This window comes from Arenibacter palladensis (genome assembly GCF_900129275.1).
GTDB lineage: Bacteria > Bacteroidota > Bacteroidia > Flavobacteriales > Flavobacteriaceae > Arenibacter > Arenibacter palladensis.
Map to the genome: position 1 here is coordinate 204,958 of NZ_FQUX01000007.1, position 17,394 is coordinate 222,351.

The window sequence follows — 17,394 nt, forward strand, 5'->3', positions numbered from 1 at the left end:
AAAAAAAAGAGGGGGGTAAACTAACTATCCAACTTAAAAAGTTGGATATAAAACACTCACAAAAATTGCCTTGTTCGTAATTGGGCAGTAAGCTAAAATTAATAAAAATTCCAATACGAAATTGAAATATTTTTAGCTGCGTTGAAGCATTAATAATAAAAAAAGCCAATAGAATAAATTCTATTGGCTTGGTAAAGATTGGTTGGTTAATTGGTGTTATTTAAAGTCGGCTACTTTTAGTTGTTTTTGGTCCCAGTATTCGTCTTTCCTGAATTCATAGGTGGTAGGATTATAGGAACCTACCAATTCTACGTTGGTTTCGGCCGGTACAGGTATATCCATGGCCCAATACACGGCATTTACGACTAATCTTCGAGTTCCTTCAATAGTAAAATCTACTGCTGAAAAGGCGGTGGATGTAAAGGCCTTTCCTTTTTTTCCTCCCGGAATTTGATAGGTTCTTGTCCAGGCTACCGGCATTAGTGGGGCACTAACATCTTTTCCTGCCTGGTTGGTTTTAGCAACTTCATCATCAGTGGGGCGCATACCATAAAATATATCATTCTCGTCGAATTCCCCTTTTCTGTTCATTACCTTGCCATAAATTATAGGTTGGGCATCTCCAGACATGGGCAGACGCACTTCATAAACATCGGCCGAGGCCCACACGTCCCCATCTGCAATACTATTTGTAATTCCAGTGGTTTTCCCAGCATCGGTTACAAAACCCTTGGTACTTTGATGTTTGTGATGCCCGTGATGGCTCACCCACTTTTCACCTAGAACAAGTTGACCAAATCCGCCTTCCCATTCCACTATATCGCCTTTATAGGAGTTTCCGTAATGTTTGTAATTGGAGACATCCTCATCCTTAAAGTTGAAGGCATGTGTAGCAGTTCTTAGTCCAATGACTGGTTTACCTGCCATAAGATAATCATCAATATGTTTCATTTGATCATCGGGCAAAGCTCTGAACCTTGTAGAAATAATCATTAGGTCGGCACTGTCAAGGGCTTCCAGACCTGGTATGTTTTTTACATAATTGGCATCTATTACTCCAGGGTTGGCCGGATCTTGTGCGAACAACACAGTACAGTTAAAACCATGGTGTTTGGAAAGGATTTTGGCCAATTGCGGCATAGATTCCTCCGAACGGTATTCTTCATCACCGGAAATCAGGACTATATGCTTTGCATCCTTATCACTACCTTCAAAAGTAAGCCATTGTTCAGGAATATCCGTGGTTATTTCGGTTGCCGTTTCATTTGTTTTGGCCTCTTTTTGATCTTTACAGGCGAACATAAAAAGGCAAATAAGGATGGGTAATAGATTTTTCATTAATTTTTTTTTATTGAATTCATTTTGGATATAAAGAACAGGATTAATTATTTAATCCCCATTCCTTCTTTGATTAATTTCAAGCCTTTGGTGTAGATTTCTTCAGAAGGAGAGTAATCCCGCCAAACATTAATGGCATTGGCAAACTCCGGTATAATAGTACTAAAAGCTTCTATGGTAAGCCAACCGTCATATTTTATCTCCTTCAGGGCGGCAAAGACTTCGTCCCAATGTACTTGTCCACTGCCGGGCGTACCCCTATCGTTCTCGCTAATATGCACGTGCTTTAAATGGGGAGCAATGGTTCTAATGGCCCGGCCCTGACTTTTTTCTTCAATGTTGGCATGGTGTGTATCGAACATAGCGCCTAAATTGGGATGGTTTACCTCCTGGACCATACTACCAAGGTCGGCCATAGTGTTGTACAGGTAACATTCAAATCTGTTCACGGCTTCAGGAGTAAGCATAATATTGGCTTTTTGGGCATATTCAGCAGCTTTATAAAGCATTTCATTGCTCCACTGTTTTTCCTGTAGTGTAGGAGGTTGGCGGGTAAATAGGGCAAAGGTGGAATGAAAAGGACCACATATCACTTCAACATTGGCGGCCTCGGCCATATCAATGGTCCACTTTAAACGTTCCAGGCCTGCCTCCCTTGTCTTTTTATCGGGACTGGCAATATTCTGCTCTGGAGATAAGGCACCTACTGCAGTAACGCCCATATTGATGCTGGAAAAATGCTTACCTAATTTTGTATAATGCTTAAGATCCCCATCGCCTAAGAACAGCTCAATCCCATCATAGCCAGTTTTTTTTAGGGTATCTACAATATCAAAGTGTTGCTCTGTGACATGGTTAGTCCAGAGCAACATATTCATTCCAATTTTCATACTATATATTTATGTATTTACTAATAGTCTGTTACGGGTTGGCCACTAGTAGCTTCAGCGGCATCGGTGTTTTTGCGTTTTTTGACCCAAAACCAAAGTATGGTAAATAGTACGATCAAAATTGCGGGGAAGGCTACCATAGTACCAAGTGTGGCCTGTCCGGATACAAGTTCCAATTCATCACCTGTAAATCCTGCGGCAGCGGCTTCGGCCTTGTCAGAATCGATCCATCCACCAATAATAGGTTGGAATATGGATGAGGAGAACATACCCACAGCACCAATAATGGACATTCCCAAGGCGCCACTTTTTGGTATTTTGTCTGCAATAAAACCAATCATATTTGGCCAGAAATAAGCAATTCCCAATGCAAAGAAGATGGCGGCAACATAGGCCATGGTTCCAGTTTGGGTGCTAAAAAGATAGATGCCTATTGTAGCTAGAACGGCAGAACCCAATAGGACTCCCGTTTGATCAAATTTGTGAACCACTTCGCCGCCAAAATAACGGGCTACGGCCATTAGTCCTGTAACCAGTGCCAATATAATCATAGGTTCTGCACCACTCTTGGCCAAGATAAGGCCTACCCATTGTTGTGGGCCAAATTCCGAGATAGCGGTCAAAGACATACAAACAATCATGAAAATGAATAGAGGGGACACCATGGCTTTCAAATTACCGCTAAGGGTGGCAGCCGCCTCAACTTTGGCTTTAGGCCAAGCCTGTCCAAAGTACAAATAGGCATAGATTAAGGTCGGAATCATTATCACCCAAATTTGTGTTTCCCAACTTAAGCCTGCATCGGTCATAAATTTGGATATAAGACTACCTATAACAATACCTCCTGGAAACCACATATGGAAGCGGTTCATCATTTTGCTCATCCTTGTACCAGAGTAGGCGTCCGCAATCATAGGGTTACAGGCAGCTTCGGTACAACCATTACCAAGACCTATCAATAGGGTGGAAATGAGTAAGCCCACATAACTACCAGAATAAATGGTTAAAATAATCCCTAGGGCATGGGCAAAAAAGGCAAATTGCATAATGGCCTTTCCACCGACCTTATGGTAGATTAATCCCCCGATAACCATGGATATCGGAAAGCCAAAGAACCACATGGAATTGATAAAGCCTAGTTGTTCGGCACTTAAACTTAGTTCTTCTCCCAACTGAGGAAGAATCCCTGCTCTAATACTAAAAGAAAATGCGGTAGTAATTAATGCGAAACAGCTACCGTAAAACAGCCTGTTAGCATTGGTTTTTTGTTGATCATTTGAATTTTCCATTGGATTTAATAGATTTTTAATTAGATGGTGTATAATTTAATTTTTGATTTCAGCGTATAAGTTTAATCTCTTTTTTACAATAATCATAATTTATTTTTATTTGTTTTATCAAATAATAAATTAAAGACAGTCTATTTTACGCTTTTATTACTTGACCTTTTTTTATTTGCTCAAGGCAAATTCATGACTCTAACTAACCAAAAAATTAAAAGCTGATAAATTTAAACTTTAAAGATTTTTTAAAGTTCCTATATCCTACTAAATAATGGTACTTTTTTGTCATTGTAATAAATCAGATCCTTGTCCTAAAAAACTAAATGTGTTGTACCTTATAATATGTATAATATATAATGAAGAACAATTTTGATTTATGTAACCAGAAATCAAAAGCTAATAAGGTAAGGGTAAAATATGCTTATAATTTATTTAGACTGAGTTTTAAACTAAGGTAAACGGGTTGGGGTTGGTTTTTAGCTGCATTTAATCTTCAACTTCTAAATAATTGCATCAAAAGGGTGTGGGCCATGATTTATGCTACTAGGATATGCTTGTTTTGATATTCAAAAACAATTTTCGGTACTCATGGGGGCTCATTTGGACGATTGCCTTGAATTGCCTGTTGAAGTTGGATAAGGCATTAAAACCGCACTCGTAGCTTATCTGGGAAATATTCAAATTATCTTCCAGTAATAATTTTCTTGAATGACCTATCCGGATTTCATTAACAAAACGGGTAAAGGTTTTGTTTGCCCTGGGTTTAAAATACCTGCAGAAGGAGGTAGTGGTCATATTGAGCATTTCCGCTATTTCTTCCAACGATATTTTGGTCTTAAAGTTTGTCATGACATAGTCGTAGACAATTCGCATTTTATCAGCGTCATCCCCCTTAAAGACATTGGTATACCCCGGACTGGACAAAATGTGGTATTCTTCACTATTGGCAAGGATATCTATTATTTCCAATAATTTTATAATTCTTCTAAAGCCCAGTTCATTATTGATCTTGTGAATAAGCTTATTTATTTTATTTCTGGTTTCCCCGTAAAATTCCATGCCCCTTACCGAATTTTCCACGAACTTGTTTATGTTATAAAACTCTTCCTTGCCCAATAAGGATTCACTAAAAAGATCGTGGTCAAAATAAATTACCAGACCTCTGGTAGAGAGTTTGCTGTTCTTGTCAAAATAAGCGTCATCGCTACGCCATAAATGTGGAAGGTTTGGGCCGGTAATGACCAGGTCACCTTTTTCAAAAGATTGGACGTGGTCCCCGACAAATCTTGTCCCTTTGCCCTCTGCAATTAAAGATATTTGGTAGTCAGGATGAAAATGCCAATTTGGATTGAAGTAGGGACCGATGATATCCTTGAAAATAAAAGTTTCCTTTGTTGTTAGTGTTTTTTCAATGTTGGGGGTACTCATAAATTTCCTGATTGAATTTTATTTCGGCTAATTTAAGACAAAAAAGTGTCATCTTTTAGTAAGATATAGGGAATATTCAATCGGATAGTATTTTAGATTTGTAAACCTAAGTTTTTATTGTCAAATTTTATCGGTATAAATTTTAAGAATAGTGTATAAGAATTGATAATATATTTAGATATTGACAAACAATATGGCTTGGTGTGCCCGTAGGTTATCCGTGGAATTTTAAACATTGATCATCTCAAACACTACAAGATTTGTCATTGAAATGGTTCCTGTTACGGGGATATTAGATTTGTATTATTATGTTGGAATCAGTAATTTTCGGATATTCTTTTTTTGGGAAGATCACATGGAATGCCATATGGTCTTTTGCTTTGGTTGGTGTGCTAGTTTCCTGTGGAAATAGGGACGGCAAAACCACTGAAGTTTTAGGTGTGGAATATTCGGAGCAATTGATTGCCCAGTTAGACAGAGTGGAGTTGGACAATGATACTCAATTGTTGAATGTGCAGGGAATTAAAGGTGAAAGGAATCCGGATGAATACCGCATAACATATAAGGGCTTGGAAGGTCCGGGAAAAGGTAAGCATATTGTTTTCATTGCTACCGATCATGAATATAGAGGGGAAGAAACCTTACCGGCATTGGCAAGGATCTTGGCCAAGAGATATGGTTTTAGCTGTACCGTGGTATGGGCATTGGACGATGATGGCAATATCTTGCCTGGAGGGTCCGATCTTAAAGGACTCGATGTTCTTGAAGATGTAGACCTTATGGTAATGTTCATGAGGTTTGCAAATTTTGAAGATGGTCAGATGCAATATATTGATGATTATCTTAAAAGGGGAGGGGCTGTTATAGGATTGCGAACTTCTACCCATGCTTTTAAAAATGCCGATAATCCCAATTGGAGCCATTATGACTATAAATACGAAGGTGAAAAAAAGGCATGGCACGGTGGATTTGGGGAAGTAATTTTAGGGGAGACCTGGGTAGGACACTATGGCAAAAACCATCAGCAGGCTTCCAAACTGATATTGGAAGAAAATAATAGGGAGCACCCAATTATGCGTGGGGTGCAAAGTGCATGGGCGCAATGCGGAGGCTATAATGCCTACCCCCAGGGTAAGGATTTGAAGATATTGGCCAGAGGTAGGGTATTGAACGGCATGACCCCTGATGCTGCACCGGACACCAGCAAGGAAGAACTTCCTGTGGCTTGGGTTAGAACATATCAATTGGAATCAGGCAAGCCTGGGCGGGCATTCACAACTACCCATGGGGCTTCGGAAGATATCCTGAACGAAGGATTTAGAAGAATGCTCATCAACGCCTGTTTCTGGGGATTGGAAATGGAGAAAGAAATTAAAAAGGACAATCCGATAGATTTTGTAGGGGGCTACGAGCCAACTACTTTTAACTTTGAGGGGTATCAGAAAAATGTAAAACCTTCCGATCTTGCAGGTTGGGAGTCTATTATAATGCCAAGAAAATAATAATAACGATTAAATCAACAGTTATGCCAGAAAACAATTTTCCTAAACTCCACAACGCTTCGTGGCCCGGTGTGGTAGGTAAAGGACCTGATTCAGAGCCACCTATTTCTATAGATACCATGATTGAGCTCACTGCCAATGCGGAGGTAGATGGGGTTAAATTTGACGGATTTGACCTTTTTGCCGCCGACCCCCATTTGGATATAGATTCAAACGATGATGGTATTAAAAAAATGGCGGATAAGGCAAGGGCCAAAAACCTTGAAATTGGAAGTTTGGTAGCTCCTGTTTGGGCCGGAACAGGGGGAGGCTCCGCCATGGGGTCCAGGGAAGAACGCAATCAGTTTGTAACCCAGGTTCGCAAGGCTTGTATTATAGGTAAAAAACTACGTGATCTTGGGATTCGTCCCAATGGAGTTATTAGAATAGATTCGTCCGTTGATCCGCATAGTTGGGCCGCCGATCCCGTAGGTAATACCAAATTGATTGCACAGACATTCCGTGAAGCTTGCGACGTGGCCGCCGATTATGGCGAGTCCTTAGCTGCAGAAGGTGAAATATGCTGGGGAGGAATGCACGGTTGGAAGACTATGGTGAACACCCTAGAGGCTGTAGATAGACCTAATATTGGATTTCAAGCCGATATGGCCCATACCTTGTTGTATCTCTTGGGTTATAATAAGGAGGACGAAAGAATTTTGCCTAAAGACTTTGATTGGAGTGACCGGGCAACATTGACCGAAGGTCTTAAGACTGTAACTGCGGCGCTTCGCCCATGGACGATTGATTTTCACGTGGCCCAAAATGATGGTACCGTGTTTGGATCGGGATCCCATGACAAAACGGGAAGGCACTGCCAAGCTACAGATCCCAATGGAAAATTGGATATTGCTGTAGATGCAGGTCATTGGTTGCGCGATGAAAATGGCATCCTTACCAAAAAAATAAGACATATTTGTTGGGACGGATGTATGTTCCCCAATGATGTTATGATGCAGCCCAAAACTTGGAACGACATTTTAGGAGCTATGATAAAAGTGCGTCAACTACACGGTTGGTATGAGGCACCCTAATATAGTGGGTTCCAAAATCAGGTATAATACAAAAAAAGTTTAAATTCAAATAAAAAAAATAGAGTATACATGTCAAGTAAAAAGGAGTTACGAATAGGAATGGTAGGTTACGGATTTATGGGTAGAACCCACTCCAATGCCTATAGGAGGGTAGGTAATTTTTTTCCAGAGCTGGAATATCAACCTGTTTTAAAGGCTATTTGCGGGCGTAACAAAGAACGTACCCAGGCATTTGCTGACCAATGGGGATATGAATCCATAGAAACGGATTGGAAAAAGTTAATTGCCCGTGATGATATTGATGCCATAGATATATGTACTCCCAACAATATGCACGCCGAAATTGCCATTGCAGCGGCAGAAGCCGGGAAAATGGTTTTGTGTGAAAAACCTTTGGCACGTACCGTGGCTGAAGCCCAGCCTATGGTTGATGCCATTGAAAAAGCAGGAGTGCCCAATACCGTTTATTTTAATTACAGGAGATTACCATCGGTAACTTTGGCAAAACAACTTATAGATGCCGGTAAATTGGGTAAGATATTTCATTATCGTGCCAATTTTTTACAGGATTGGACCATTAGCCCAGAACTTCCACAAGGTGGGGAGGGCTTATGGCGCTTGGATAATGATGCGGCCGGATCTGGTGTAACAGGAGATTTGTTGGCACATTGTATAGATACTGCTATGTGGTTGAATGGAGGAATCAAGGATGTTTCCGCCATGACCGAAACTTTTATCAAAGAAAGGGTACATACCGGTACTGGTGAAAAACAAGAGGTAACCATTGATGACGCCTGTATGTTTCATTGCCATTTTGATAATGGCTCTTTGGGTCTTTTTGAATCCACAAGATATGCTAGAGGGCATAAAGCTTTGTATACTTTTGAAATAAATGGTGAACATGCCTCTATAAAATGGAACTTGCATGACCTAAGTCGCTTGGAATATTTTGATCATAGGGATGAATCCCAAGAGAGAGGATGGCGTTCCATCCATGTTACGGATGGCGACCATCCATATATGGACAAATGGTGGGTGCCAGGACTTTCTATTGGGTATGAGCATAGTTTTGTACATCAAATAGCGGATTTCCTTAAGGCTCTAGAGGAGGGCAAGCCTTGCTCGCCTACTTTCAAGGAAGCTCAGGAAACCCAAAAAGTTTGCGAGGCCGTTTTGGAATCTGCTAGAACCAAAAGCTGGAAAGATACTGGAGTTAAATGGTAACTTCCAACTTTTCAGGATAAGGAAGTTCATAGTTTGGAATTGGATTATCAATTTTTAAACTTTATTTAGAACATGAAATTAAAATTAACAAATTATTGCTATGAGTAATTCTATAAAAGGATTTTGTCTTCAGTCCAACGAAAAAATATATCCAAACTCCGGTCAGTCGGTCCTTAGTAATTCAGCGGTTGTAGATATGGAAATCCCTCCCTTGAAGGAAGGTGAAATATTGGCAAAAACACTGTATACAGGAATTTGTGGCTCGGATAATAGTGCAACTATTGGCAAGGCCAATTTTGATTGGGTGCAGCGTCCTAGGGTAATTGGGCACGAGTTTAGTGCCGAGGTTTTGGAGTTGGGTCCTGGTGACCACGGTGACCTGAAGGTTGGGGATATTTTTACGCCCTTGGCCATGTTGGGATGTAGGGAAGAGGATTGCCCGGCATGCAGCGTGTCCAAATGGAATTTATGCCCAAAAAAGGAAATAATCGGTTTTCATAGAAATGGGGGGTTTGGACAACAAGTAGTTTTGGAGTCGGATCGAGTAGTACCTTTAATGAAAGGTCTTACCCCGGCCCAAGGTGCCTTGGTGGAACCTTTGTCTATTATAACCAATGCACTTTATAACAAATGCGACATTAAGCCAGGACAGGACGTGGTTGTAACGGGCTGTGGAATCATAGGTATGATGTCTGCCGAAGTAGCACGTGCGGCAGGAGCAAGAGTGGCCGTAACCGGAATTGCTCACGATCGTGATATCCGTTTAAAAAGGGCAAAAGAAAGAGGTTTTATTACCATAGAGGTGTCACCGGAAAATTCTTTGACCACCCAGTTGCAAAATGGCATCACCGATGATAATGGTATTCCTTTTGGTACTAATGGAAAGGTAGATCTTCTTATAGAATGTTCCGGCGTTCCACCTGTACTTACTGAGGCGGTAGGTGTTGTAAAACCTGAAGGGGACATATGTGTTATTGCCACCTACGGAACTGATGTACAGATCAATGCCACTCACCTTACGCGAACCTCCTTAAACATGAGGGGGTCCATGGGATCTTGCAGGGCAGATTATATGGCCGCACAAAAATTGATGGTAACCGGTATATTTCCTTCAGAACACTACACGGACTACTATGATTTTAAAGACATCAATCAAGCTTTTGAAGATTCGATAAAGGCAAATAATATGAAGGCCGTTGTAAAAATGAACTGATAATACATTGGTTCTTGTACAGGCCTACAACCTAATATTAAAAAAACTAGCATTAAGGATTATGCACAAAATATTTATTACAGGAGGTACCGGCTGTATAGGATCGGTCACGATTTATAAACTTCTACAATCAAAGGAAGTCGGGAAAATTGTTATTGCTACCCGCTCCAATAATGTAGACCCATTAAAATTATGGCTACCGGATGATTTGGATTCCCGACTGGAGTTCGTTACGCTGGATGTTTCCAATTACAAAGAGATTGAAAGGGTGTTGTTTGAAGTGGACCCCACTCACATCATCCATTTAGGGGCCTACCAAAGTCCGGATTGTTCCCGCGATCATATTGGTGGCATGGAAATTAATACTGGAGGCACAATGGCGCTTTTTGATGCTGCTGAAAAACTGACCAACCTCAAGAGATTTGTTTTTGCCAGCTCGGCAGCGGTTTATGGAATGAGGTCCATGTATCCACAAGATATCATTAACGAGGATGTTCCCTTGGCTCCGCCCAATCACTATGGCATTTGGAAATTATCGGGTGAACACCTAGCACGTTTATTTCATGATAACACCAAAATACCTACCGTATGTCTTAGGTTGAACACCACCTATGGAAAGGGTAGGGACAAAGGAAAGACCTCTGCTCCAACGAATGCCTTAAAGGCCATAGTCTTAGGAGCAGTGGATGGAAAAGTAATTCCATTTGAAATGCCTTACCAAGGAAGGGAAAACTATCATTTTGTAGAAGATGTGGGGGCTCAATTCGCAGCCTGTGCACTACAGCCCTATGAAGGCTTTGGGGCCTTTAACATACAGGGAGAGACTATTCCGATTACCTCATTTTTGGATATTATAAAAGAACAAGCTACTGCCTTGGGTATGGGGGAATATGTATCATTAACCGTTATGGATGGTGCTCCGCCCAACCTGTTCGTTTGCGATTTGGACCATAGTAAAATAGCGGGCACATTTAAAGACTTGCCTTTGACCGACATAGCTGAGGGAATACGAAATTCCTTGATAGAGTTCAAGGCTATGGCAGAAAAAGGCACATTAAAATATTCTACTGCTGCCTCATGAAAGAAATAGGAATAGGATTTATTGGAGCTGGAGACATAGCCGATTTACATGCAGAAGCCATAAATAATTTACCTGGTGCCAAACTTGTGGGTCTTTGGAACAGGACTTTTGAGAAAGGGGCAAAAAAGGCAAAAAACTTCGGATGTAAGACCTATAAAACGGAGGATGAATTGTTTCAAGACCCCCAAATCGATGCGGTTTTCATATTGACCAATATGGAAACCCATTGCGATTATACCATTCGGGCGGCTAAGGCAGGAAAACATATATTGGTGGAAAAACCGGCAGCCTCTAGTATTGCTGAGTTGGAGCTGATGCAGGAAGCTGTTAAAACAGCTGGTGTTAAATGTATGCCGGTCCATAACTATATATACGAGGCAGGGATAAAAAGGGCAAAATCCATGATTGAGAGCGGTAAATTGGGCGACATTTCCCAATTCTATATGATGTACAATATACATCATGCCGAGGATATAAGAGCGCGTTATCCTGGAGTCATTAGACAGATATTGACCCATCACAGTTATACTATGTTATATTTGGCAGGACAACCCAAAACAGTTTCTTGTTTAAAACATACTGTAGATACCTCCATTGCCCCACAAGAAAATGTGGCCATGGCCAATATTAAGATGCAAAATGGTACCTTGAGCCATTTATCGGCCAGTTTTGCCAATGATGATCATGCAGGAGATCCTTGGACATGTATAATAAAAGTTATTGGAACAAAAGGAAGTACTCGATACAGCTATCGGGATTGGGTAATTAATGATCGCAATGGCGCCCATTCACAAACGTATCAATGTTATCCTGAATCCATAAAGAATACGGCAACACATTTCATAAACAATGTATTGCGAAACAATGAAGAGGCACTTTCTAGCCTTGAGGATGCCATTACATGCCAACGAATTATAGAGGCTTGTGAAAAATCTGAAAAAGAAGGAATACACGTGAATATCAATTAATTATATACCAAAAAAAAGATGAATATTAACAAAAACGTTGCCGGGGGAAAGTTATTCCTAATGCTTTTCCTAGTCCTTGGCTTCTACAGTTGTAGTAAAGAGGAAGACAACACATTAAAAATTTCCCCTAACTCACATATTGTACTGGTGGGTAATAATTTGGGATCACGTATGATGAACTTTGGGCATTTCGAAGCTGAACTGCAACTTCGCTTTCCCAACGATTCATTGTTTATTCGCAATATGTGCGATGGCGGTAATACACCTGGATTTAGGCCGCATGCATCGCGCAATTCACCATGGGCTTTTCCAGGTGCCGAGAAATTTGAGCATGAGTCGGGACAAGCCATACATTTTGAGGATGATGAAAACGGACGTCGGTCAGGCCCTATAGGGCATTTTCCTTCCCCGGATGAATGGCTTACCAGCCTAAAAGCGGATATCGTCATCGGATTTTTTGGATATCCCGAATCTTTTGAAGGACCAGAGGGTGTGGATAATTACAAGGAGGAATTGCGAGCTTTTATAAAGCACACACTTAGTCAAAAATACAATGGTACAACTCCACCACAATTGGCACTTGTTTCACCAATTGCCTTTGAAGATCTTTCCGATAAGATGGATTTGCCTGATGGAAAAAAGGAAAATGGCAACCTTGAGCTTTATACAGCTGCCATGAAGGAAGTAGCAGCTGAAGAAGGAGTTCTTCTTGTTGATGCTTATGAGCCAACCAAAGAATGGTACCAAACGGAAAGTACCGATTTAACACAAGATGGATTTCAATTGACCGATTATGGCTATCAAAAGTTTGCCAAGCTATTGGCCGATAAAGTTTTTGGAACCGAGGAAAGTAAGGCGGAAGAGAACCGTGAATTGGTACTTGAAGCCGTAAATGAAAAAAACTGGTTCTGGCATAACGATTTTAAGATCCCGAATGGTGTTCACGCCTATGGAAGACGATATGACCCATTTGGACCTGATAATTACCCTTACGAAATTGAGAAAATACGTCAGATGACCGCCATAAGGGATACGGCCATTTGGCAGGCCCTTGAAGGTAAAAAAATGGATTTGGCCAAAAGCGACGCCAAAACCAGAACATTGCCCGCAGTTGAGACCAATTATAAACCTAGCAACAAAAATGGAAGTCCCGAATATTTATATGGAAAGGATGCATTGGACAAGATTAAGCCAGCGCCCGGATACAAGGTAGAACTTTTTGCTTCTGAAGTAGAGTTTCCAGATCTTGCCAATCCGGTACAGGTTTCCTTTGATAACAAGGGAAGGCTTTGGGTGGCGGTAATGCCAAGTTACCCACATTACAAACCCGGAGATAGTAAGCCCAACGATAAATTACTGATACTGGAAGATACGGATGGTGATAATAAGGCCGATAAGCAAACTATTTTTGCAGATGGACTTCATCTGACTATCGGTTTTGAATTTGCTCCTGAAGGGGTTTATCTTTCACAAGGTACAAACTTGGTTCTTCTAAAGGATACGGATGGGGATGATAAGGCCGATGTAAAGGAAATCGTTTTAAGTGGTTTTGATGACCACGATACTCACCATGCCATTAGCGCTTTCACAGCCGACCCGTCTGGGGCAATTTATATGGGAGAAGGGGTGTTTCTCCATACCAATGTGGAAACCGCGTATGGAACCGTTAGGGGTACCAACGGTGGGTTTTACAGGTATAGCCCGCAAAGACATTATTTGGAACGTACGGCACAATTGCCCATTCCAAATCCATGGGGAATTGCATTCGATGATTGGGGGCAACCGTTTTTTGAACATACTTCAGGTCCATCCGCAACCTGGATGATGCCTGGAACCATTGTACCTAGGTATGGTGTAAGTTCACCCTTACCTGAAAACCTTATAGAAAAAGACCATTTGGTGAGACCCACTTCAGGATTGGAATTTGTGTCCAGTAGACATTTTCCTGAAGCGGCACAGGGAAATATGTTGATTGCCAATACCATTGGATTTTTAGGGATCAAAGAGCATTCCATGGTTGATGACACTAAAACAGCTGGTTATGTTAGTAAACACCAGGAGGATCTTATTTCTGCAAGTGACAAGAATTTTAGACCTGTAGATATGGAATTTGCCCCAGATGGCTCCTTGTACTTCATAGATTGGCACAATGTGCTTATTGGTCATATGCAGCACAATGCACGTGATCCGTTACGTGATCATGTCCATGGAAGGGTATACCGAATTACCTATCCATCAAGACCATTGGTAGAACCTGCCAAGATCGCTGATGCCAGCATTGACGAACTATTGGATAATCTTAAGCTTCCAGAGTACCGTACCCGTTACAGGACTAAAAGGGAATTAAGGGCCAGGGATGCCTCTGAAGTATTGTCGAAATTAAATACATGGGTGGCAAACTTGGATGCCAAGGACCCAAAGTACGAGCATCATGTTTTGGAGGCCCTATGGGTTACTTGGGGCTTGAACAAGGTGGACGGACAATTGCTTAAGCAAGTGCTGAATGCCAAGGATTTCAGGGCTCGTTCAGCTGCAGTGGGTGTTCTTCGCTATGCCGGACACCAGATTCCTGATCAGGCCGAACTATTGATGCAGGCGGCCAAAGATGACAATCCAAGAGTAAGGCTGGAAGCCCTGGTTGCGGCTTCATGGTTGGGAAGGGATGTTGGAATTCCTATTATTACCGAAGCTGGTAAAAAAGGTTTGGACAAATGGATGGAAAAACCTTATGAATCCGCGCTAGCCCATTTAAATGGTCACAAAGCCGGTGAAGAACCTAAAGAGGTGATAAAGACCGATCTAAAAGGTAAGGATTTGGAACTATTGGTTGCCGGAAGGGAAATTTACATGAGGGATGGCTATTGTGCCACCTGTCACCAAGCAGACGGTCAAGGACTAGATGCTTCCGGTTTTCCTCCTTTAGCAGGATCCGAATGGGTTACTGGTAATGTGGATAGATTAATAAAACTAACCACTAAAGGTCTTATGGGACCCATAGAGGTAAATGGTAAGACCTATCCCGGTCAGGTACCTATGACACCTTTTGGAAATTTACTTACTGCAGATGAAACTGCGGCTGTATTGACTTATATAAGAAATACCTTTGGTAATAAGGCTTCCCCAATTTCACCGGAGAAGGTGAAAGAGGTACGTGAGCAGATCAAGGATAAGCAAGGTTTTTATTCGCCGGAAGAGTTGTTAAAAGAGCACCCTCACGGCAAATAATTAGGTAAAAAGTCAATTTAACTTTTGGTTAAAGGCTGGTTAAAGGATATTCCTTATACCGGCCTTTTTCCATTTTGCACGGATTTGAACCAATTTTGGCAGACGTTTGGGTATTCTTATAATTGTACTCAAAAAGTAGTTATTTGTAACATAATACAGTCCATTCTAGGTTCCAAAAGAAGAATCGGTATTATTGAATTTAAATTATACTATTGCCAGAAATAGGGTTCTTTTTTGCTAAGTTTTTGTTAAAAATCGTTGTTTTTTAGGTTTATACATTAATTAGCCATATTATTCCTGATTAATGTGTTAAGTTTTCATATGTTTATACGACTAAGGAAATTTAGTACACTTTGAATTAATAGTTGAACAGTAAAAACTAGTTATTAAATATGGGAAGGCCGGCGACAAAACCAACGGAACTTAAGGACGGATATTATATTGAAGTTCGAAATAGAAACCAGAAAACTGGGGGTATAAAAATTAGAAGGGACACAGAGGAGCAAATGCTTCTTGCCCTCGAAGAATATAAGAAGAGCAAGGACGTAACAGTACTTGGGGAATTAAAAAACGGTAAAATGCTGGATTTGGCAGGTTAGCCCGCCAATAATTCGGTATGGTAATAAAAAACCCTGCTTTCCAATGGGCAGGGTTATTTTTTTGTCGAAAGCATTTCTATGTTTTGCCACAAATATTAATGTGGTTTTAAGAACATCACTGTTTAATAATTTATGGGTGATGACTTATCATCTTACTCTTGTAGCCATTAGGGTTTAGAGTATCTTCCAGTACTAACTATTGGCAATTTCTACTAGTAGGTTTGGGTTATACCTGTCCTTAATTGATTAAAATGAAGACCAGGATACCTGAAAAGTATCCGATCAAGGCCAGCCAGGCTATTCGGCGCAAGTACCATAAAAAATCAATCTTCAGAATTCCCATGGCAGCCACTCCTGCGGCAGAGCCTATTACAAGTACGCTACCTCCAGTACCAGCACAATAAGCCAAAAAAGTCCAGAATTCATGATCTTGGGGAAAGGTTTCCATAGAATACATTCCCATGGCACCTGCCACCAATGGTACGTTATCTATTAAGGAGGATAAAAGCCCCAATAAGGTATTGGTGATGTGAAAATCTTTAAAAGTGGTTTCCAGTGCACTTCCCATAAACTCTAGGGAACCATTGGTTTCAATGGCAGCGACCGCTAAGAGGATTCCCAAAAAGAAAAGAATACTTGGGGTGTCAATTCTTTGAACCGTAGCGGCAACGGATAAATGGTGCTTTAATTCAATTGGCTTGTTTTTATGTAGTATTTCTGTAATTAGCCACAAAAGACATAAACTAAATAACATACCCAAAAAAGGTGGTAAATGAGTAATGGCTTTAAATACGGGTACCATTAAAAGTAGGCCTACGCCCAAAAGTAAAATAAAATTACTTTCCTTAGGACTAATTTGTTGGATCTTAGGAGTAGTGGGCACTTCTGCCTCAATGCTTTTGCCCTTAAATTGATATGAGGCAATAAGCAAAGGAACCAACAAACAGACCAAGCTAGGTAAAAAAACCTCGGTGATTATGGTGTTTGTGGAAACTTGACCTCCATTCCATAGCATAATCGTGGTGACATCGCCTATGGGCGACCAGGCACCACCTGCATTGGCCGCAATGATAATAAAACCTGCAAAATACCATAGGTCCGATTTGCTGGTCAAAAATTTCCTTAAAATAGCCATTATTACTATGGTAGTGGTGAGGTTGTCCAATACAGCAGATAGGAAAAAAGTGAGTATACACAATACCCAGAGTAACACAAGCATGCTTCGGGTCTTTATGACTCTGAGGATAATTTCAAAGCCGTTGTGGATGTCTATTAACTCAACTATGGTCATTGCTCCAAGTAGAAAGAAGAGAATTTCGGCGATTTCTTCAAAATGTTCCTTTAGACTTATTAAGGTTTCCGAAAAATCTGTTCCAGTATGGGCAACAATAACCCATAGAACTACCCCTATAAACAGGGCGGTCGCTGCTTTGTCAATTTTAACTACGTGCTCCAGGGCTATGAGCATATAACCGGCAATAAAAAAAAGGGCTGTAATTAGCATGATAGTGTTTTTGGAAATCTATGGTTTGTTCTCATAACATTTTCAGTTTGGCCTGAGTTGGATCAG

At 40.9% G+C, this 17,394-nt stretch carries 13 protein-coding genes; 8 read left to right on the forward strand and 5 right to left on the reverse strand.

The genetic code is table 11. The annotated features are described in order from the left end of the window. Positions 1 to 216: 216 nt before the first annotated feature. The 4 genes from BUA60_RS17560 to BUA60_RS17575 form a co-directional block, all read right to left on the reverse strand. Complete coding sequence (locus BUA60_RS17560; protein ID WP_072863956.1) at positions 217 to 1,338, reverse strand: ThuA domain-containing protein; 1,122 nt, start codon at positions 1,336 to 1,338, stop codon at positions 217 to 219. A 47-nt stretch (positions 1,339 to 1,385) separates the two neighbouring features. Further along, on the reverse strand, positions 1,386 to 2,228 hold the full coding sequence (locus tag BUA60_RS17565) for a sugar phosphate isomerase/epimerase family protein (RefSeq protein WP_072863958.1): 843 nt from the start codon (positions 2,226 to 2,228) through the stop codon (positions 1,386 to 1,388). 20 nt (positions 2,229 to 2,248) lie between these two features. Continuing rightward, entirely contained in the window at positions 2,249 to 3,517 is a 1,269-nt protein-coding gene (locus tag BUA60_RS17570; RefSeq protein WP_072863960.1) for an MFS transporter, read from the reverse strand. 537 nt (positions 3,518 to 4,054) lie between these two features. Next, the gene (locus tag BUA60_RS17575; protein ID WP_072863962.1) at positions 4,055 to 4,939 is read right to left on the reverse strand and encodes an AraC family transcriptional regulator; all 885 of its coding nucleotides are present in this window, start codon (positions 4,937 to 4,939) and stop codon (positions 4,055 to 4,057) included. Between the two features lie 308 nt (positions 4,940 to 5,247). Between BUA60_RS17575 and BUA60_RS17580 the strand changes: the two genes are divergently transcribed. From BUA60_RS17580 to BUA60_RS17615, 8 genes are all read left to right on the forward strand, one after another. Continuing rightward, positions 5,248 to 6,441 carry a ThuA domain-containing protein gene (locus BUA60_RS17580; protein ID WP_084532661.1) on the forward strand — a complete coding sequence of 398 codons (1,194 nt, stop codon included), beginning with the start codon at positions 5,248 to 5,250 and terminating at the stop codon, positions 6,439 to 6,441. Positions 6,442 to 6,464: 23 nt separating this feature from the next. After that, the gene (locus tag BUA60_RS17585) at positions 6,465 to 7,514 is read left to right on the forward strand and encodes a sugar phosphate isomerase/epimerase family protein (RefSeq protein WP_072863964.1); all 1,050 of its coding nucleotides are present in this window, start codon (positions 6,465 to 6,467) and stop codon (positions 7,512 to 7,514) included. A 69-nt stretch (positions 7,515 to 7,583) separates the two neighbouring features. Next, on the forward strand, positions 7,584 to 8,738 hold the full coding sequence (locus BUA60_RS17590) for a Gfo/Idh/MocA family protein (protein WP_072863966.1): 1,155 nt from the start codon (positions 7,584 to 7,586) through the stop codon (positions 8,736 to 8,738). Between the two features lie 100 nt (positions 8,739 to 8,838). After that, complete coding sequence (locus tag BUA60_RS17595; RefSeq protein WP_072863968.1) at positions 8,839 to 9,951, forward strand: zinc-dependent alcohol dehydrogenase; 1,113 nt, start codon at positions 8,839 to 8,841, stop codon at positions 9,949 to 9,951. A gap of 61 nt (positions 9,952 to 10,012) precedes the next feature. Next, complete coding sequence (locus BUA60_RS17600) at positions 10,013 to 11,032, forward strand: NAD-dependent epimerase/dehydratase family protein (protein WP_072863970.1); 1,020 nt, start codon at positions 10,013 to 10,015, stop codon at positions 11,030 to 11,032. Beyond that, a complete protein-coding gene (locus BUA60_RS17605) occupies positions 11,029 to 12,000 on the forward strand; it encodes a Gfo/Idh/MocA family protein (protein ID WP_072863972.1) in 972 nt (323 codons plus the stop codon). Before BUA60_RS17600 ends, BUA60_RS17605 begins: the two co-directional genes overlap by 4 nt. Before the next feature lie 18 nt (positions 12,001 to 12,018). Beyond that, complete coding sequence (locus BUA60_RS17610) at positions 12,019 to 15,225, forward strand: PVC-type heme-binding CxxCH protein (RefSeq protein ID WP_072863974.1); 3,207 nt, start codon at positions 12,019 to 12,021, stop codon at positions 15,223 to 15,225. 392 nt (positions 15,226 to 15,617) lie between these two features. Then, positions 15,618 to 15,824: a hypothetical protein gene (locus tag BUA60_RS17615; protein WP_031443295.1), complete on the forward strand. Its 207-nt coding sequence runs from the start codon at positions 15,618 to 15,620 to the stop codon at positions 15,822 to 15,824. 238 nt (positions 15,825 to 16,062) lie between these two features. Here the strand turns inward: BUA60_RS17615 and nhaD are convergent, their stop codons facing one another. Next, positions 16,063 to 17,328 carry a sodium:proton antiporter NhaD gene (nhaD, locus tag BUA60_RS17620; protein ID WP_218587944.1) on the reverse strand — a complete coding sequence of 422 codons (1,266 nt, stop codon included), beginning with the start codon at positions 17,326 to 17,328 and terminating at the stop codon, positions 16,063 to 16,065. Positions 17,329 to 17,394: the final 66 nt, after the last annotated feature.